The sequence below is a fragment of the Kutzneria sp. 744 genome (assembly GCF_000568255.1).
Classification (GTDB): Bacteria; Actinomycetota; Actinomycetes; order Mycobacteriales; family Pseudonocardiaceae; genus Kutzneria.
In genome coordinates this window covers 2762913-2781709 of sequence record NZ_KK037166.1, presented here as the reverse complement: position 1 = coordinate 2781709, position 18797 = coordinate 2762913, and the positions used below count along the sequence as shown (strand labels likewise).

Below are 18797 nucleotides of genomic sequence, written 5' to 3'. Positions count from 1 at the left end.
GTACGCCTGCGGAGCCGGCGGCGCGCGGTTTCACTTTTCTTTTCCGGCAAGGTGATTGGCCTCTCGACACAAGCCGGGCGCTTCGGCCCGAGTCAGGCTCGGACCGGGCATCGAAGGCGTCGCCCCACCGCGTCGCCCGTTCGACCAAACTGGCCAGTCCACTGTGACGCGACAGGCCGGCCGGGACGCCGCGGCCGTCATCCCTGACGAGCAGGCGCAGCCGGCTGCCGGCGCTGTCCACGTCCACTTCGACCCAGACGGCACACGCGGCAGATCGCCGCGCAGGCTCGGCCAGTCGCTGATGGTCCTCGCGGGCGCGGGCGAACTCGATGGCCAGCGCGGCGTTTTCGACGACACTGCTGTCCTGTGCATGTCGGCCCGGGTGAACGGCTGTGCGTCTCGATGCCGGGCCGGCATGAGCACGCCGAACCGGTACCTGCCGATGGCCATCGGCACCGGCATTGCCGAGCCCACTCGCCGGTTTGTTCGGCGCGCGCACCCAACCAGCGGGCTGAATTCCCGCCCAGGTCGTCGATGAGCGGGGGCGTGTCGGTCGCCGTCACCTGTCGCACAGCGGTCGCGGAGCGTGGAATCGTTGTGCCCAGAGGGATTCCGCCGTGGTCACCGTCGACACCGCCCACCACGAGGTCGGACGTTCACCACGCGGACAGACGATCGCGGCGACAACTGCCCGCGCCACCGCACGAGCCTGGCGTGCCACCAGTGCGAGTGCGGTCGGCGCATGCTCGTCGCCGAGCAGCACCGACATGGGCGGCCGGCCCGGCGGGACACCGAACGACTGCGGGCGTTCGACGAAGTCACACAGGTTCAGCGGCGCCGGCATGGCGTCGCCGACGAGCTCCCTGGCGGAGCTCGAGATCCGGTGCAGCACATCGGGAAGGCTCGGGTCGCTGGCGACACCAGCGACGGCGTCGAGCAGTCGGCGTGTCCTGCTCCGCGGCTCTCGGGCCTGAAGTCACGCTGTCACTTCGATTTCGGTTCAGGCGCGGCGCATCCGATCGAGTAGTTCCGGCAGTGCGACGGTGGCCACCGCGATCGTCGCGTCGCTGGCGCCGTAGGGAATGACCACGGTGTCGCGGTGCAGCAGTCCGCCGCAGGAGTAGACGACATTGGGCACGTAGCCGTCGCGTTCGGTGGCGTCCGCGCTCAGCAGTGGTTCCGGCAGTGCGGCGAGCACCCGCTCGGGATTGTCGAGGTCGAGCAGCATGGCGCCGATGGAGTAGACCCGCATCGGGCCGACGCCGTGGGTGAGCACCAGCCAGCCGTGCTCGGTCTCGATCGGCGAGCCGCAGTTGCCCACCTGCACCAGTTCCCAGTCCCGGGCCGGGGCCTGCAGTGTGTGCGGGTCCTGCCAGGTCTGGATGTTCTGGGAGGTCACGATGCTGGTGCTCTCGGCGTCGCCACGGGACAGCGCGACGAACCGGCCGCCGACACGACGCGGAAACAGCGCCATGCCCTTGTTCCGGGCGGCCGTCCCCGTCATCTGCGAGACGTTGAAGGTGCGGAAGTCCTTTGTGTGTAACAGTTGTGGTGTCACCTCGTCACCGTCGAACGCCGTGTAGGTGGCGTAGTAGGCTGCTGTGCCGTCGTCGTGGACGAACCGGGTGAACCGCGCGTCCTCCATGCCCTGGCACTCGGCAGGACCCGTCGGCCACAGCACGCGTTCGCTCAGCGAACGGTCGTCGGGAAACTCCGTGACGTAGTTGTTGGCGGCGATCCACCGGATCTGCTCGATCGTCCGGTACGCGCTGGGCCGTGACACCAGCCGCGGGTGCAGTTCGTCGAGCACGTCGTCGAGTTCGGCCGTGGTGAACCGCTCCGGCAGGCGACGACGCAGCACGACGCGTATCTCGTCGTCGTGGCCGAAGTCGAGGAGCTTGCCGTCGAACAGTGCCCGCTCGTAGGCGGGGGGACGGGACCGACCGACGGTGAGGAAACGGCGAGGCGGGTCGATGCGTGGTTGACCGTCCGCGCCGATCACGCCGGTGCGGAAACCGATCGAGGACAGGTGGCCCTCGCCGATGCCCCGCACACTCAGCACGAACCGCAGCTCGCCGTCGGCCAGGCCGGACTGATCGGGGTGGGCGACCATCGACGGGTTGCACAGCGCGGCGGCCTCCACCGCGTACTCGTGGGTGAAGTACGCGCCGATCAGTTGCCGGCGTTGCGCTGACACGTCCAGCCGCTTGTCGAGGCGGTGACTGACGATGTCGAAGTGCTCGGCGAAAGTTTCCGCCAGGCGTGGATGGCGCCCGGCGAACAGCCGCGTGGTCCGCAGCAGCGTCTCGGTCACGGTCTGCTCGTCCATGGCCAGCACGCGCCGGATCACGACGGCGGACCGGCTGTCGTGCTCGGGTCGTTCCTCACCCGGGATGAACAGTTTCGTGATCACCCGGCGGGGATCGGGCAGCAGCCGCAGCGGCGTGCGGACGGCCAGGGCGGGGTCGAGGCCCGGTGAAGTGGTCAACGGATCTCCTTGGCGAACTGTCGATGGTGCTGAAGGGTGGAGATCAGCGCGAGCGTCGACTCCGCGCCCTGGTTCTCGTTGCGGCCGACCCGGTGCAGCCCGTCGTAGCCGCCACCGGTGCGCGGATCGTGCAACGGGATGCCGGCGTCGTTGTCGCCGAGGAACCAGTCGCCGGCCAGTCGGCACCCATCGGCCCACAGCTCGTCGCCGGTGACGGCGAACGCCCTGGCGCAGGCGTCGGCGATGGCGGCGACCTCGATGGGTTGCTGGTCGAACGCCGGGCGCTGCTCGCCGAGCTGCCAGCCCCCGACCGGGACGGGTGACAGGTGACCGCCACGGGTCTCCGCGGTCAGCAACCAGTCGAGCAGCCGCAGGCCGCGGGCAAGGATCTCCTTGTCGGCACAGGCGTTGCCGGCGGCGATGAGCACCTCGGGCAGCAGCGCGTTCGCGTAGTACAGCCGGTGTTCGGGCCAGGGCCATTCGGCGTCCGGACGCGGACCGCCGATCACGGCGGCGGCGTCCGCCAGCAGCGCGACGGCCAGTCCGTGCGTGGGGCGGTCCACCAGGACCTCTGCGGCGCCGAGCGCGGCGAAGGCCATCGACCGTACCGACGGCGGGCGGTGCGCGGCGCTCGCCTCGAAGCGGGCCAGCGCGGTCTGGCGGACCCACGGAGCGGGGCCGCGGGCCACAGCGGTGCCCAGGGCCCACAGGGCACGGCCCCACCAGTCGCCCAGGCCCGGCTCGTCCTGCCAGCGCCGGTCGTATCCCAGCCGGTTGTGGAAGCGTCCGTCGTCCTCCTGCGCGTGTACGACGAAGGCGAGATAGCGCTCGAGCAGGCGGACCATGGCGTCGGTTGGCTCTGGCTCACGGCACAGCACCACCAGCCCGCGTGCGACGTCGTCGAGGCAGTAGCCGTGCCCACGACGAGGGATGGGGCCGATGGCGTGTTCGTTCAATCCGGTGTCGTCGCTGAGGCGGTAGAGGTGCGCGTAGCTCAGCTCGAAGCCGGTCACACCGGCAGGTCGGTACGGGACGCGACCAGGCTGTCCGCCAGTTCCCGGTACCGTGCGGCCACTGCGGGCCAGCGCAGACTCGGGGCCAGGCTCGATGCCTTGGCCTCCATGCCGGCCGCCAGGCCGGGCTCGGTCAGCACCCGCAGCAGCGCGGCCGTGATCGCCTTCGGGTCCCGGTGCGGGACGAGTAGACCGGCGCCGCCGGAGAGCAGTTCGACCGCGTGCGGGAACCGGGTGGCTACCACCGGGCGCCGTGCCGCGACGGCCTCGATGAGCACCCCGGAGGTGACCTGCTCCGGCGAGTCGTACGGCAGGAGCACGACGTCGGCCTGCCGGACCAGCTCGGCCAGCGCCGCGTCGTCGCGGTAGACGGCGTCGAACTCCACCAGGTCCGCCACGCCGGCCACGCCGGCCTGGGCGATCAGGCTCGACCGGTACGCCTCGCCCTCGTGCAGCAGCACCTGCGGATGGGTCTGGCCCGCCACCAGGTAGCGCGGCGGCGGGGTGAGTCCGCGGAGCCCGGCGATCGCCGGGATCGCCCATTCGATGCCCTTGCCCCGGCCCAGCAGACCCCAGGTCAGGATCATCGGTCGGCCGCCGGCCTGCCCGGACGTGCCGCCGGTGTGCTTGGCGGCGACCGCGCCGTGCGGGATGACGACGAGATTGGCGGGCTCCGGCACGGTGTAGCCGTCCAGCAGCCGGTGCGCGGCGGTGTCCGACATCGTCACGACCGCGTCCGCGTGGGCGATGACCTCGTTGAGCACCCGCCGCTGGTTGCGGGTGGGCGCGCCCAGCACGGTGTGCAGCACCACGATGGCCGGGACGCGGAGCCCGGCGAGCACCTCGATCACGTCCTCGCCGTCGGGGCCGCCGTAGATGCCGTACTCGTGCTGGACGATGGCGACATCGGTGCGGTTCAGCGCCGCGGCGGCCGCGTTCGTGCCGCCGGGCGTCCCGTTCACCAGGTGGTGCACGACCTCGGGCCGGTCGGACGGGGACGGGTCGTGGACCACGCGCACGACGTCATTCGAGCCGTTCGACCACGGTGTGGTCAGATGCCGACGCAGCGCGGAGCTGAACGTGGCCAGGCCGCACTGTGTCGGCGGATAGGTGCTGAGGAAACCATAGCTTCGGGTCATGGATGACCGGCCTTCCAGAATGGGGCGCGGCGTTGATGGCCGCACGCGGGTGGAACCTGGATCCACGCGATCCAGCACGGGCTGGTCAGGATGCGAGCACGATGACGACGACTTTTCCGCGGGCGTGTCCTCCTTCGATGTGGTGCAGCGCCGCCGGCGTCTCGGCCAACGGGTAGGTCCGGTCGATGACCGGAGTGAGCTTGCCGTCCTCGATGAGGGCCTTGAGCACGAGCAGGTCCCGGTGGTTCGGGGCGCAGAGGTACCGGCGCAGCGTCTGCCGCGTGAATGGCGACAGCACGAGCGGCGTGATGAGGCGGGTCATCAGCCTGATTCCGCGCGCCCCGGTGCCGCTGTTGAGCACGAGAGTGCCGTTGGGCGTCAGTGCACGTCGGCAGTCCGCCAGGGTGTGGTTCTCGACGTTGTCGAGGATGAGGTCGTAGCGCTGGGGGCCGCGGGTGAAGTCCAGTTCGGTGTAGTCGACCACCCGGTCGGCGCCGAGCAGTCGGACGATGTCGCGGTTCGCGCTGCCACAGACGCCGGTGACGTCTGCGCCGAGCGCCTTGGCGATCTGCACGGCGAACGTGCCCACCCCGCCGGACGCGCCGTTGATCAGAACATTCTGCCCTGGTCGCAGCCTGCCGACGTCGCGCAGGCCGCGCAGGGCCGCGACACCGGAGGTGGGCACCGCCGCCGCTTCCTCGAACGTCAGGTTCGCCGGCTTCGGCGCCAGCTGGTCCTCGCTGGCGCGCGCGTACTCCGCGCAGGCGCCATGGCACGCCCCGAATACCTCGTCGCCCACTTCGAATTTCTCAACGGCGTCGCCGACGGCCTCGACGCGCCCCGCGACGTCGATTCCTGGCACGCCGTACTTGGGCTTGAGCAAGCCGCTGGCCATTCGCATCGGCAGCGGCGCGCCGCGCACGCCGAAGCAGTCGCCGATGTGCAACGCGGCTGCGTGCACGCGCACCAGCACTTCTTTGCCACCGACGACGGGCCTGTCGACGTCCCTGACGTGCAGTGCGTCGGGCGGTCCGTATCGGTCGGAGATGGCCGCCATCATCTTCGGTGCGGTGACGGCGTGCTCCGTGTCCGTGTGCGCGGCAGGGGGAGTCGGTTGCGGGCCTGCGGGCATGGGGCACCTTTCCTTTCGTCGGATGAACAATCCGTCACCGGAGCGCCAGACCCGTTGCAGACCGCGTCGCCGCGTGTTGTGAGAACCGGACCGCGACGCGCCGTCGCCGAAGCGCGCACTGCGTCCGACCGGAGGCCGTTGACCCGTCAGCGCCAAGCCCGGTCATGAGGAAGCCGACTCGCGGCCGCCACCCGCAGGAGTGTGGCCCTCACGCCACCAGGGGCCCGAGCGACACCCTCACCTTACGCCTTGTCGGCAACCCCGTCGGCCGCCAACCGCCGCCGATGGTCGTTCACGTCCACAATGGACCGTCCGGATCAACGGAAACGGCACCTCGCAGTCCATAGCGGACAGTGCGGAACGCGGCCCCGCCTCGGCGGCGGCGCTGAACCCCGCGATTGCGGCTACACTCGGGCCAGGTGTCGTTCGGACCCCGCGACAGCCGTCCCTGATGGCAGGCCTGTACGCAGTGATCGCCGCACTCGCCGAGGTCGGCCGATTTTCGCGTTCCCGTGAGAGCACGAGACCCAACACCCGTTCGCCCTGATTCGGCGGGACTCGCGCCACGCCGGCTCCGCATCGGAGCTCGCCCGAGGGAGGGGAGCGGCACGATGGCCGCAGCAGTCGAACTGCCGTTCACGATCGGCGTCGAGGAGGAGTTCCTCCTGGTGGACGCGGCAACCGGACGCGTCCTGCCCGCGGCACCTGACATGCTGCGTCTGCTCGACGGCGAGCCGGCCGTCGAGGCCGAGTTCATGCGGTACCAGATCGAGACGGCGACCGCCGTCTGCGCGGGGCTCGGTCAGGTTCGCGCCGACCTGGGCCGGCTGCGCGCCCTGCTGGCCGTCGCGGCCGATCGTGTCGGCTGCCTGCCCGTAGCCAGCGGTGTGATGCCGTTCGCCGGACGGACCGGGTCGTCAGCGGTCACGGACCGGCCACGCTACCGGGCACTCGCGGCGCGGTTCCCGGAACTCGTCGGCAGTGCCGGGACGTGTGGCTGTCACGTCCACATCGGCCTGCCCTCCCGTGAACTCGGCATCCAGGCGTTGTCCCGTCTGCGACCGTGGCTGCCGCAGCTGCTGGCGATCAGCGCCAACTCGCCGTATGCGCTCGGCCGGGACACCGGATGGGCGAGTTGGCGGCATCCCCTGTGGTCGCGATGGCCGACTGCGCGACCGCCGGAGATCTGGGCCGACGCCGACCAGTACGACGCGTCGGTGCGGACGCTCGTGGCCGGCGGCGCGGCCATCGACCCGCGCGGCGTACACCTGTATGCCCGCCTGTCGCCGAGATATCCGACGGTGGAGATCCGGATCACCGATGTGTGTCTGTCGGTGGACGAGGCCGTGCTGCTCGCCGGCCTGGTCCGGGCGATGGTGGCGACGGCCGTCGAAGAGTTCAGCGATGGGCGGCCGGCGCCGCCCGTGCGTACGGAGATGATCACCGCCGCATTGACCGCTGCTGCCCGGCACGGACTTGACGGCCCAGGTGTCGACGTGGTCGCCGGCGACGCCGTGCCACAGCGTGACCTGTTCGAGCGCTTCCTGGCGCACTTGCGGCCGGGCCTGGCGGTGACGGGCGACGGTGACGAGGTGGGCCGGCTTGCCATCGGCGTCGCCGTCGCGGGCACGGGTGCGGACCGGCAGCGTGCACTGTGGGCAGGCTCGGCGACTCCCGGGGAGTTCGTGCGGGCGCTCGCCGCCGCCACAGTGGAACGGATTTCGCCGGAACTGTTGGCAGACGGGGACATTCGGTCATGAGGTGAGGTATCCTCGATATGGTAGGACATCCGCAACGCCACGCGGTTCGTGTCATAAAAGGATTGCAAGGTGATCGCGGCGGTCATGCGGCTTTCCTTCTCCCGCCGTTGCCGATACACGCTGAGCAACTCGCGCTGCCGCTGTCCCGCGATCTTCACGCGTTGTTTCCTCACCTGGCTGAACTCTGACCACGAACTCGCCGCACTTTCCGGGAACGCATCGTGGTGTCGAGTGTCGCCGACCTCCGGATCGGCACCGAGGTCGTCGATGGAGGTCGATCACCCTGCGTGCCACCGTCCGATGCCGCAATGAAACTACGGGAGGGGCTCGCTGCGTCGGTGGACATCGACGTGGCCGCCCAGCGGTCTCTTGCTGGGAGGCGGTGGTAACGGCAGTCGCCATCTGAAGGTAGGAGCGGGCGCTTGCCGGGTATCCCGCCGGGAGATCGAGCGGAGCGGGGTGGCGGATTGGTTGCGGTTCGGATCGACGAGTTCCAGCAGCGGCATCACTGGGCGGGCTTCGCGCTTGCGGTCTGCTACAAGTTCGTCGACGACCAGGGTTACTATTTGGCCGCGTTGCTGACGTACTACGGATTCCTGTCGCTGTTCCCGCTCCTGCTGCTCCTGGTGACCATGCTTGGCTTCGTCATGCAGAACGACGACGCGCTGCAGCAGCAGGTGTTGCACTCGGCGCTGGTGGATTTCCCGGTGCTCGGACAGCAGCTCGTGTCGAACGTGCATTCTGTGCAGGGCAACGTCTTCGCTGTGGCGTTCGGCTCGGCCGCCGCGCTGTACGGCGCGTTGGGAGTGGCCGGTGCGGGCCAGGCCGTGCTGAACAAGATCTGGGCCGTGCCGCGGGTGCGCCGGCCCGGACTGCTGGGTTTCTATGTCCGGGGGCTGCTGCTGTTGGCCACGTTCGGCCTCGGTGTGCTGCTCACGACCGGGTTGACCGGGGTGACCACGGTCGCCTCGGACCTGGGCTCGAACGACGTGATCGTCGCCCTGTTGGCCAATCTCGGCGCGCTCGTGGTCAATGTGCTGCTGTTCCTGCTGGCGTTCCGTGTCCTGACGGCACGAGACATCACGCCGGGGCAGTTGCTGCCCGGGGTGATCGTGTCGACCGTGCTCTGGCAGGGCTTCAGATCGGCGGCACCTACCTGCTGGAACACGAGCTGCGGGGGAGTAGCGCGATCTACGGTGCGTTCGGGTTGGTCATCGGGCTGATGATCTGGCTCTATCTCGGGGCGACGGTCGCTGTGCTCGGCGCCGAGATCAACGCTGTGCGTGTGCTGCGGATGTGGCCGCGCAGCCTGCTGGCCCCCTTTGTCGGCGACGCGCCGCTGACGCCGGCCGACCGGCAGGCGTATGCCGCATACGCCCGCACGGAGCAGATGGTCAAACAGGCACGCATCCGTGTGCGATTCCCGCGGAGAGGACGGCAGAAGCATCAGCGGGATAGCTGAGTGTGGCGCCTGGTGACAGCGGACAGCTGGTGGTCGGCCGCTGCTGGCCGCGGCACGGTCAGCCGCTGGCCGTCGGGGGTCCGCTTACGGCCGCGATCTCCGAGCGGACTTCGACGTGGTCGCTGAACTCGACGCCGCCGACGTCGGTTGTGGCGCAACCTGCACGTCGCGGGCGGTATTTGCGCTGGTTGGACAACGGTGGCTGCCTGTTCCACGGTTGGCACCGTTTCGGCGCGCGGGGTGGCGCGGATCGTGACGTTGCGGGTGGCGTGGTCGTAGTAGATCTTCATGCCGCAGGCTTCGTATGAAGCAGGTTCGCGCCGCGCTTCCAACCACGGGGCGGCAGCACATGACGCCGGGTGCCTGCGGTGGCGCGTGACGTTGCAACGACGGGCCGACAGGTACTCGTCCCAGCCCGGCGGCCACTCACCTAGTCGTTCGACACCAGACACGATCCGCGGTCCGTCACACCCACCGGGCGTGGCACCGTGCTCGTCAGCTGATCATCTACCGAGGAGTCCTCCTGTTCCACACACCCGTATATCCCCGCACCGAGACAGCACCGGTCTCACCGGTGCTGTTCAGCCACCCCGCCGCGCAACCCGCCGTTGGTGACGTGTCCGATGCTGATCTGCGCCGCGCCCGCCAGGTCCACTTCTCCGCACCGGCGGCCACCGTGGTGGCGCGGTGCCCCTGAACGAGCGTCAACACACGGCCGCCCCGACGGTCGTGTGCTCGGTGAGGTGCGCGATACCCGCCCGCAACGCCGCCGATACGGCGGTATCGCATGGCCACGATCACCGCGAACCTGGCCGTGCTCACGACGCGTTGATGACGGCCGCTCAACGCGGCAACGCCGACAGCCCGGCACGGCTACCAGCCGTAGCGGGCGTTCCGGACCCCGACGCCTCTGCGGAGCCACTCGGGGCGCGATGATTGGTGCACAACGGCCCGCCGCGGCGGGCCGTTCGCCACGTCGGCTCCGGTCATGCGCGGTCGAGGCGTGGGTAGAGAACCTCGTTGGCCAGCAACAACACCGCGGCGGCGACGGGTATCGCGATGAGGGCGCCAACCACGCCGAGCAGCGCCCCGCCCAGCAGCACCGCCACCACGGTGACCAGCGCGGGGACCTTCACCGCGCTGCCGATGATCTTCGGCACCAGCAGGTAGTCCTCGGCGAACCGGTAGGCCAGCACGAAGCCGATGGTCGCGAGGAAGGCAGGCAGGGACACGGTCAGCGCGACCAGACTGACCACGGCGCCGCCGATGACCGACCCGACCACCGGGATCAGGTCCAGCACGGCGACGGCGATGGCCAGCAGCACCGCGTAGGGCACGCCGAAGATCAGCAGCCAGACCAGGGTGAGCACCCCGGCGATGACCGAGATCAGCAGGTTGCCCAACACATAGCCGCCGACCTTCGCGCAGATCTCGTCGCCGATCAGGATCGCGCGCGGCCGCCGCGAGTTCGGCACCAGGCGGTAGAGCGCGACCCGGATGCGGGGCAGGTCGGCGACGAAGTACACGGTCAGCACGACCAGGATGCCGAGGTTGGTCAGCGCCCCGAACACGGCGACGCCGGCGTTGAGCAGGCCGGCGCCGCCGCTGACCGAGTTCTCGATCGCCTGTTGCAGGTGGAGGCGTTCGTTGAGTTGGCCGAGCCAGGAGTTGTGGTCCTGGGCTTGGCGCAGGTAGTCGGGTACCTTCGCGACCAGTTGGGCGGCCTGCGTGACGACCACAGGGATCGTGGCGGTGAGAAATCCGCCGACCGCGCCGACCACCGCCACGAACACGGTGGTGACCGCGAGCCAGCGGGGCAGCCGACGGTTCACCAGCCAGGACACCAGTGGTTCCAGCCCGATCGCGATGAACAGCGCCAGTCCGATGAGGATCAGCACGTCCCGCAGACCTACCACCACCAGCACCAGGCCGTAGGTGACGGCGACACCTGCGGCGGCGGACATCCCGATCAGGAACGGCGACCTGCGGTCGAACCGCTGGCCCATCGCGCCCAGCGGATGGTCCGACTCGCTGATCTGGGCCGCTTCGGCTTCCGCTTGGGCCACCGGGCCCTCTGACTCGTCGTCGTGAGGTTGACCGATCAGGTCGTGATGACCGTCAGCGGCGGAATCCGGAGATGATGCGGGCATCGCGGGTCTCGGCTTCTCTGCACGCGGCACAATCCGAGCACCGCTCTGGAGCAGTGGATTGCTCAGCGACAGCCGTCTCAAACTCTCCGCTGACCCGGGGCTCACGGGGATCGAGATGGGGTCATCGGGTTGGCTTGGACCCGGCCGGCTTCCGCACACCGTGGTGCCGCGCGGCCGTGCTGAATCAGCTCGAGGTCACGGTGAGGAGGTGCGCGTCGAGTTGAAGGCGGCCGGCCGGTCAGGTGCCTTGCTGCTGTGGTGCTCGATGAGCGTCTCCCGTCTCGGCGGTCAGGCCGTCTGTCAGCGGCCAGCCGGAATTCCCCGCGGACGGCCAGCCACGGACGGCCAGTTCGATCCCCACTGGCGGCCAGTTGCACGGTCAGTGATCGCTGCAGGTTCGTCGGCCGGCGCGGCCGTGCGGGTCATGCCGCGACGTCGGCACGGCGCGTTGAACGGCGTGGCGCGGTGGCACGGGGATCCGTCAGTTGCCAAGTCGTGGGACCACCGTGTTGCCAGCGATAGGACCACCTTGCAGCTCGGCGTCGTTGTTAGAACACGTTCTCGATAACGGTGCCCGCGCGTCAGCCTCCTCCTGCCGCGAATGCCCTCTTCTGTCGAGAGGTGATCGTTGCTACGACTGTGCCGGATGCCTCTGCCCCTCCCACTGCGACTGCCTATGCGATCGCCCGACAGCACAGCGGCTCGCGCACGCGTGCGTCTTCTCGGTACCGCGGAGGCCGCAACCTCCGGCTCAACGCCACGGCACGCATCCTGCTCTTCGGCCACAGGACGTAAGCCTCTTCCGATGGCCGGTCCGACCTGCTGCAATCAGTCGTTGGCCAGGTTGTTCGAGGCTGGATTGCCTGCATCCGGGTCCGCATGGCGGAAGGGGCGGGCGTCATGGGCAAACATGCGTGCACTGCGGTCATTGGCCTGCTGCTTGTCGCCACGGCCGCCTGCGCGGGTCCGCCGGACCACGCCTCCGACCCGACAACAGACCCTGATCGGGTCTGCGACACGGACGGCTGCATCTCCGTCAGCAAACTTGCCCAGAGCATCGACGACATCCTGCGGAACAAGGTCGTCGGGTACGTCGCCCTGGTGGGCAAGGACACTCAGGCCCGGGCCTTCGGTCAGGCCCGCACCGCGACCGACCCGCCGGCACTGGCGATGGGCGCCACCATCTCGGTCAACACGGCCAGCGTCGGCAAGATGTTCACCACCGTCGCGGTGCTCCAGACCCTGGCTCGACACCATCTGTCGCTCGACAGCGGGATCGCGCCCTACCTACCAGCCGACTGGACGCAAGGCCCCGGTATCGACACCGTCACCTTCCGGGAACTGCTGACCCACCGTGCCGGGTTCCGCCACGACAGCGGCGCGGTGTTCACCGACGACCAGGCCGCCCGCGAGCAGGTACGGATCGGCATCACGGCAGCGGACAAGCCGGCGGCCGACTACAACAACATCAACTTCACCATCTTCCGCGATGTCCTGCCCATCCTCGACGGCGTCGCCGATCCCGGACCACGGCAACGCACCCAAGCGGCCGATGCCTACTTCATGGACTACCTGCAACGTCACGTGTTCGGTCCGGTCGGAGTCACCGACGCCAAGTGCGCGGAGGTCGCCGACGCCGCGCTGTTCTACCCGCCGCCCAAGGACAGCGCCGGTGTTCACGGCCAGCAGCTGCCAGTCGGGCCGTCGGCCTGCGCGGCGGGTGGCTGGGTTATCTCACCGGCCAGCATGATGCGCGTTCTCAAGGGCCTGCTGGACACGAACGCCCTGCTGACCACCGAACAGAAGCAACTCATGAACGACAGCTGCCTCGGCTGGGACTGCTCGGTCAGCAGCCAGACGGGGTTCCGCGCGAAGGAAGGAGACTTCGGGGATCCGCCGGCGGTCATGATGATCTCCTTCGCCGTGGTCAAGGGCAGCGCCCCACTGGTCCTGGTCACCAACTCAGGTCCGGGACAAGACCTGCAGTCGGTGCTGATGAACGCGATGACCAGCGCTGCCGTCCGTTGATGTCAGGCCGAAAATCGACGCCGACCACTCGCAGTCGCCTCAGCCGACAAACGTCCTGTCGTGCCGCCGAGCGGTCGTTCAGGAACGTTGCGGCAGCCCGACGAACCGCGTAATAACCCGTCCTGTGGGGCTCGAAAATGCGACTTCGCCGTCTACCTGGGCGTTCCGGCTGTCAGCTGTCCGCCTGCAACGATCACGTGGTGCTGTTGTCACTGCTCTACCAGCTCGTGCGTTGCCTGCTGGGCGTCCCGGTCCTGATGTTGCGCCGTGATCTGTCCAAGGACGCGGAGCTGTTGGTGCTACGCCACGAGAACGCGGTGCTACACCGTCAGGTCGCCAGGGTTCGTTACAGCCCAGCTGACCGGTTGTGGCTGGCTGCGTTGTCCCGACTTCTGCCGTGCCGACGCTGGAAGGAGATCTTCTCCGTCACTCCAGCGACGCTGCTGGCCTGGCATCGTCGGTTGGTCGCCAGGAAGTGGGACTACAGCAGCCGGCGCCGCGCAGGACGCCCGCCGACAGCGGCGGCGATCAAGAACCTCGTGATCCGCATGGCGACCGACAATCCTCAGTGGGGGGCACCGGCGTATCCAAGGCGAGCTGGTTCGGCTGGGACATCGGATCGGCGCGTCCACCGTGTGGGAGATCCTGAACGCCGCGGGCATCGACCCGGCACCTCGCCGGTCGGGGCCGACCTGGAAGCACTTCCTTTCCGTGCAGGCCAAGGGCATCGTGGCGGTGGACTTCGTGCATGTCGATACGGTGTTCCTGAAACGGATCTATGCGTTGATCGTTGTCGAGCACGGTACTCGCCGGGCGCATCTGGCCGGCATCACCGCCAACCCGACCGGTGCCTGGACCGTGCAAGCCGCCCGCAACCTGCTCGTGGAATTCGGTGAGCGTGTCGACACGCTGACGTTCGTGCTGCGGGATCGGGACTCTCGGTTCACTCGTGCGTTCGACGCGGTGTTCGTCGCTGACGGTATTCGGATCCTCGCCAGCCCTCCTCAAGCGCCTCGTGCGAACGCGATTTGTGAGCGAATGATCGGAAGTCTCCGTCGCGAGCTGCTCGATCGGCTGCTGATCGTCAACGAGCAACACCTGCGCCGTGTCCTCACCGTGTACTTGCGGCACTTCAACACCGCACGCCCGCACCGAAGTCTCCAACAGCTTGCGCCAGCCCAAGCGGAGACCCGACCCCCGACACCGATCGATCTCGCCGACCATCGCGTCCGACGTCGACCCATCCTTGGCGGATTGACAAGCGAGTATGAGATCGTCGCGTGATCAAACCGGCCGTCGCGGACCGGCAGATCAAGGGCAGAATCGAGTAACCGAGCCCCACAACCACCACGTTACCCTCGTCTCGCTCGCCCACGCTTTCCTGACCCTGCAACGCCTGAACCCAAAGGCCCTCGTGCCGGCCTGACGCTCTACGGAGTCCTCCGAGCGCTACAGGACTTACTCGCGTGTTGGACCGGCACGTGCGCCACCTGTCAACGACCGTTACCGAACCGAAGATCGACTTAACGAAGTACTACTAGCCGGACGCCGAAGGACGCGGCAGGACGGCGATTCCGCTCCCGGCACAGTGATCGCCGTGCTGTCAGTCCGGTGACGAGGACCTTGTCGGCCATGTCCAACGCACGGTTGTGCCGCCCTGGTCGTTCGGGATGACGGTGCACTCACCGCCCAGCTCGCGGGCCTCGTTCCCAAGGTGACGCATGCTCTCGTCGACTGCGTTCTGGTCCAGTCCGGTGCCGTTGTCGCTCACCTCGACGACAAGCAGGTGATCAGTGGCCTCGACGGTGACCATGACCTCGGTGGCATCGCTGTGCCAGGAAGTGAGCAGTACTCGCAGCACCGCGATGGCGTGATCGGCCACCACGAGTGACACGCGGGTGTCCACCAGTCCGGAGATCCGCACCGTCGGCTGCACCGCCGTCGCGTCGACGCCCCCCACTATCACGTCAAGCAGACGCCGGCGCAGGCTCACCTCGACGGTGTCCGCAGGGGCCTGCAGATCGAAGATGGACGTGCGGATTTCCCGGATCATGTCGTCGATCTCGCCGATGCCGGCCTTCAGCCGGCGCCGGTGCTCGGGGTCGCTGACCGCCGAGGCGATGCCCTGCAGCCGCAGTCCGGTTCCGAACAGCCGCTGGATGACGTGGTCGTGCAGGTCCCGGCCGATCCGGTCATGGTCGATGACCAGTTCCAGCTGCCTGCTCCTGGTCTGCTCGCCGGCCAGCTGCAACGCCAGCGACGCCTGGCTGCCGAATGAGGCCAGCAGCGGCAGCTGGCCGGTGACGAAGGGCTGTCGGCCTTTGCCGCGCAGGAGCAGCAGCACGCCGTGGATGTGCTCACCCGAGCGCATGGCGGCCGCCATCGAGTGCTGGAAGCCGACGAGCAGGTCGGTCAATCCGCTGTCCGCCCTGGTGCGGGCCAGGTCGGTCTCAATCACGGGTGCGCCGCCGGCGATGACGTCGGCGATCAGCGGATCGTCGCTGGGGATCTCCCGGCCGTCCGCCGACGCGTCGATGCCGCCGACCCAGGCGTGCACCACGCGCCGGTCGCGGCGGCCCGGCGGGGTCAGCAGGACCAGCGCGGCGTCGGCGTCGGCAAGGTCCACCGCCCGGACGGCGACCAGCTTCAGGGCCTCACCCTGGTCCATGCCCGACATCAGGTCGGTGGTGACCTCGGTGACCGCCTCCAGCCACCGCTGGCGCTGGGTGGCCTGTTCGAACAGGCGGGCGTTGTCCACCGCGATGCCGGCCGCGGCCGCGAGCGCCTCGACGACGACCTCGTCGTCGGCGCTGAACTGGCGGCCGCCGCGTTTGTCGGTGAGGTAGAGGTTGCCGTAGACCTCGTCGCGGATGCGCACCGGTACGCCGAGGAAGGTCCGCATCGGGGGGTGGTGCTGCGGAAACCCGACCGAGGTCGGGTGGTCGGACAGGTCGGCGAGCCGCAACGGTTCGGGATCGGCGATGAGCGTGCCCAGCAGGCCGTGGCCGGTCGGCAGCGGCCCCATCGCGGTGCGGGTGGCCTCGTCGAGGCCGACGGTGACGAAACTGGACAGCGTGCCGTCGGGACCGAGCACACCGAGCGCGCCGTACTCCGCGTCGACCAGCTCGGTCGCGGCCAGCGCGATCCGGTGCAGCGTGGGGTCGAGTGCCAGCCCGGCGGACACGGTCATCACCGCGTTCACCAGCCCCTGGATCTGGTTCTTGGCGCCGAGGAGTTCGGTGACGTGCGCGGACAGCTCCGTGATCAGCTCACTGAGCCGCAGCCGCGACAGGTCGCCGGGATGCTGACCGCCCGGACCGTTCCACGGATGTTGCCTGTCCTGCCCGGCGATAGGCACCGCGCACCTCCTTCACAGGTTTCGCGTGCTGTTCGCGGCGGTGCGATCTCCGTCGCGAACGGCACGCGTGGAGCCGGACCACGCCGTACGTGTGTCCGCCGACGGTGGTGTAGCGGCGGCGCTTACGGCTTCTCGATGACGACGCCGTCCGCATCCGAGCCGAGCATGACCAACTGCAGTTGCCGAACGGCCCGGCTGAGCGTGCCGACCGTGTGCCGAACCGATGTCATGGCGTCAGCGGGAGCGCGGACGTGCAGCTGGACGCCCACGCCGTAGAGCGCGTTGATGATCGCATCGGCGAGGTCGTCTGCCACATCGCCGGGCTGGTCGTGGTGGCGAGGTTCCCGGATCACCGCCACCAGGCGCACCGCGTCGCCGGCGATGGCGGCGATCGTGGTCGCGGTATCCCTGTCCTGGTCGGTGAACCCGGTGTGGTCGTGCTGCGCGGCCAGACCGACACGGCCGATGACGGCCGCGCCCGCTCGGATGGGAACCTCGACGAACAGGCACATCCCGGTGGTCTCCGGTGGCGCTGTCGGCCGGCGCGCGGCGGTGGGGGACGCCCCTCGTCCAGTTGGCGCTGCGTCGATCACGGCCGCGTCGGCCTGCCGGGGAATCCGGTGGGTGTCACCGATGTGGCTGGTGTCGAACGCCAGTGCGGGTGGGCTGGTCACGGTGAGCACGCAGAAGTCGGCCCGGGTCAGGTGGCAGCACGACGCGGCGAGTGCACGCAGCAGGTCGGGCAGGATGAACTCGTCGGCCGGCAGTTCCGTTGTCCGAATCCTGTGGGCGCGGACACCGGTGGACGAGTCCACCCCGTCGCAGGGGCGGTGGAACAGAACTGGGACGGTCATGGGTATGGACCTCCAGAACGTGCGGGCACGCCGCGCAGGCCTCGGCCCGGCTGTCGCGGCGGACGACCGGAACCCGATGGTGGCGGACTCCTCGATGAGCCCCGGTGCTGAGGCGGCAAACCGCGACGTGGCCGTCATGACTGATGGACGGACCCTGCCAGGGGCCGGGGCAGAACCGCTTCCCGGCAGACCGGTCGCGCGGCTTCCCAAGAGGCGCGGTTGGACCGGTCGTCGACGGTCGCGGCACCTCCGAGCGTAGTCCCGGTCGGACCCGAGAAGTCGGCCGCGCAAGGAGAATTCTCGCGCATTTTCGCACTTCGGGGACGCCCCACCGGCGGTCGCCGACAAGTAGCCACGCAGCGTGACGGTCCGGCTCGGCTGCGGCGAACGGACCCGGTGTCGTGGTTTCGCCGCTAGGCACGATGGCTGGGGACGACCAGGCTGCGGGACAGGCCGGCCGCAATGCCCTGTTCCGCGGACCCGTGCCGCCGTTCGGCGTGGCGCTGGGCGCGCGCCTGACGTTGGATCCGGACTCTCGCGGCTCGTGTTCATGGCCGAGTGGCAGGGGCGGGCTGGCGAGCCCCTCTCGGTTACCGCCGTCGACCGGTTACTGCCGCCGACGGTCTGGTTCGACGACGGGGCGGCCGTGCGGGGTGACCGGCAGGATGGCGTTGAGGTCGGCCGTTCCCTCGGCGACGGTTCGGGCCAGCTCGGACAGCCGCAGGTTGTGCGAGCGGGCATGGGAGCGCAATGCGCTGAAGGCCCGGTCCATGTCCACGCCGCCGTGGGAGGACAGCACACCCTTGGCCTGCTCGATCACCACGCGGGAGTTCAGCGCGGTCTGCAGCTGCTCGATCAGCAGCGTGCTGTTGCCGACGGCTCGTTGCTGGAGTATCCCGATGGTGGCCACGTCGGCCAGCGCCTGGCCCAGACTCACCCGCGCCTCGTCCACCACGTCGGGACCGGTGTGCAGCAGGTTGAGTGACCCGATCACGTTGTGGCGCAACCGCATCGGCACGGCGGACGCGGCGTGGAACCCGGCTTCGAGCGCGACCGGAACGAATCGGGGCCATCGAGCGGCCTCGGCGGCCAGGTCCGCGCTGAGCACCGGCTCGCCGGTGTGCACGCAGTCCAGGCAGGGCCCGTCGTCGGCTTGCACCGCCAGCACCTCGACCAGTCGCGCCTGCTCGGAGGATGCGGCAGCCATCCGCAGGCCGCCCTTCTGATCCGCCAGGACCACCCCCGCCGCGGTGACGTCGAGCAGTTCCACGCATCGTTGGACGAGCGTGCTCAGAAACTCCAACAGGTCGAAGTCGTCGACCAGGGTGTCGGCGAGTTCGACGAGCACTCGTGCCAGTCGCTGCTCGTGCTGGTCGTTCACCGCTGCTCCCATCCGGTGCTGCGCGTGCCGAC

Annotated in this window: 14 protein-coding genes; 6 read left to right on the top strand and 8 right to left on the bottom strand. The window is 69.1% G+C overall.

What is annotated here, in order from left to right:
- The first annotated feature begins 742 nt into the window (after positions 1-742).
- Positions 743-1027 (top strand): hypothetical protein, encoded by a 285-nt coding sequence (locus KUTG_RS61120; protein WP_198047124.1) that lies wholly within the window; start codon positions 743-745, stop codon positions 1025-1027.
- On the opposite strand, the gene KUTG_RS12260 is transcribed toward KUTG_RS61120, so the two are convergent.
- The 4 genes from KUTG_RS12260 to KUTG_RS12245 form a co-directional block, all read right to left on the bottom strand.
- Positions 1001-2488, bottom strand: a complete 1488-nt coding sequence (locus KUTG_RS12260) for a glycoside hydrolase family 130 protein (RefSeq protein WP_198047123.1) — start codon at positions 2486-2488, stop codon at positions 1001-1003. The two genes, KUTG_RS61120 and KUTG_RS12260, sit on opposite strands and share 27 nt — an antisense overlap.
- A complete protein-coding gene (locus tag KUTG_RS12255) occupies positions 2485-3501 on the bottom strand; it encodes a hypothetical protein (RefSeq protein ID WP_052394382.1) in 1017 nt (338 codons plus the stop codon). Before KUTG_RS12255 ends, KUTG_RS12260 begins: the two co-directional genes overlap by 4 nt.
- On the bottom strand, positions 3498-4640 hold the full coding sequence (locus KUTG_RS12250) for a glycosyltransferase (protein WP_043716858.1): 1143 nt from the start codon (positions 4638-4640) through the stop codon (positions 3498-3500). Before KUTG_RS12250 ends, KUTG_RS12255 begins: the two co-directional genes overlap by 4 nt.
- An 85-nt stretch (positions 4641-4725) precedes the next feature.
- Positions 4726-5928, bottom strand: coding sequence for an NAD(P)-dependent alcohol dehydrogenase (locus KUTG_RS12245; protein ID WP_232240774.1), 1203 nt, complete (start codon positions 5926-5928; stop codon positions 4726-4728).
- A 455-nt stretch (positions 5929-6383) separates the two neighbouring features.
- Here KUTG_RS12245 and KUTG_RS12240 point away from each other — a divergent pair, with 455 nt between their 5' ends.
- The 3 genes from KUTG_RS12240 to KUTG_RS63445 all read left to right on the top strand — a co-directional run bounded on the left by KUTG_RS12240 (position 6384) and on the right by KUTG_RS63445 (position 8994).
- Complete coding sequence (locus KUTG_RS12240; RefSeq protein WP_043716857.1) at positions 6384-7532, top strand: carboxylate-amine ligase; 1149 nt, start codon at positions 6384-6386, stop codon at positions 7530-7532.
- Between the two features lie 467 nt (positions 7533-7999).
- Positions 8000-8755, top strand: a complete 756-nt coding sequence (locus KUTG_RS12235; RefSeq protein WP_052394381.1) for a YhjD/YihY/BrkB family envelope integrity protein — start codon at positions 8000-8002, stop codon at positions 8753-8755.
- Positions 8740-8994 carry a hypothetical protein gene (locus tag KUTG_RS63445; protein WP_369794454.1) on the top strand — a complete coding sequence of 85 codons (255 nt, stop codon included), beginning with the start codon at positions 8740-8742 and terminating at the stop codon, positions 8992-8994. Before KUTG_RS12235 ends, KUTG_RS63445 begins: the two co-directional genes overlap by 16 nt.
- Before the next feature lie 986 nt (positions 8995-9980).
- Here the strand turns inward: KUTG_RS63445 and KUTG_RS12230 are convergent.
- Positions 9981-11096, bottom strand: a complete 1116-nt coding sequence (locus KUTG_RS12230; protein WP_043729107.1) for an AI-2E family transporter — start codon at positions 11094-11096, stop codon at positions 9981-9983.
- A 948-nt stretch (positions 11097-12044) separates the two neighbouring features.
- Between KUTG_RS12230 and KUTG_RS12225 the strand changes: the two genes are divergently transcribed.
- The gene (locus tag KUTG_RS12225; protein ID WP_198047121.1) at positions 12045-13172 is read left to right on the top strand and encodes a serine hydrolase domain-containing protein; all 1128 of its coding nucleotides are present in this window, start codon (positions 12045-12047) and stop codon (positions 13170-13172) included.
- Between the two features lie 633 nt (positions 13173-13805).
- Positions 13806-14456 carry an integrase core domain-containing protein gene (locus KUTG_RS63440; protein ID WP_232240773.1) on the top strand — a complete coding sequence of 217 codons (651 nt, stop codon included), beginning with the start codon at positions 13806-13808 and terminating at the stop codon, positions 14454-14456.
- Between the two features lie 319 nt (positions 14457-14775).
- Here KUTG_RS63440 and KUTG_RS12215 read toward each other — a convergent pair whose 3' ends face one another.
- From KUTG_RS12215 to KUTG_RS12205, 3 genes are all read right to left on the bottom strand, one after another.
- Entirely contained in the window at positions 14776-16530 is a 1755-nt protein-coding gene (locus KUTG_RS12215) for a sensor histidine kinase (RefSeq protein ID WP_052394379.1), read from the bottom strand.
- A gap of 122 nt (positions 16531-16652) precedes the next feature.
- Positions 16653-17384, bottom strand: a complete 732-nt coding sequence (locus KUTG_RS12210) for a GAF domain-containing protein (protein ID WP_157494490.1) — start codon at positions 17382-17384, stop codon at positions 16653-16655.
- A 607-nt stretch (positions 17385-17991) separates the two neighbouring features.
- Positions 17992-18765, bottom strand: coding sequence for a GAF and ANTAR domain-containing protein (locus KUTG_RS12205; protein ID WP_232240772.1), 774 nt, complete (start codon positions 18763-18765; stop codon positions 17992-17994).
- Positions 18766-18797: the final 32 nt, after the last annotated feature.

Bases quoted from the DNA above. Each gene is read 5' to 3' on its own strand.
- KUTG_RS61120 (WP_198047124.1), top strand. From the start codon at position 743: ATGCTCGTCGCCGAGCAGCACCGACATGGGCGGCCGGCCCGGCGGGAC.
- KUTG_RS12250 (WP_043716858.1), bottom strand. From the start codon at position 4,640: ATGACCCGAAGCTATGGTTTCCTCAGCACCTATCCGCCGACACAGTGC.
- KUTG_RS12240 (WP_043716857.1), top strand. From the start codon at position 6,384: ATGGCCGCAGCAGTCGAACTGCCGTTCACGATCGGCGTCGAGGAGGAG.
- KUTG_RS12225 (WP_198047121.1), top strand. From the start codon at position 12,045: ATGGGCAAACATGCGTGCACTGCGGTCATTGGCCTGCTGCTTGTCGCC.
- KUTG_RS12210 (WP_157494490.1), bottom strand. From the start codon at position 17,384: ATGACCGTCCCAGTTCTGTTCCACCGCCCCTGCGACGGGGTGGACTCG.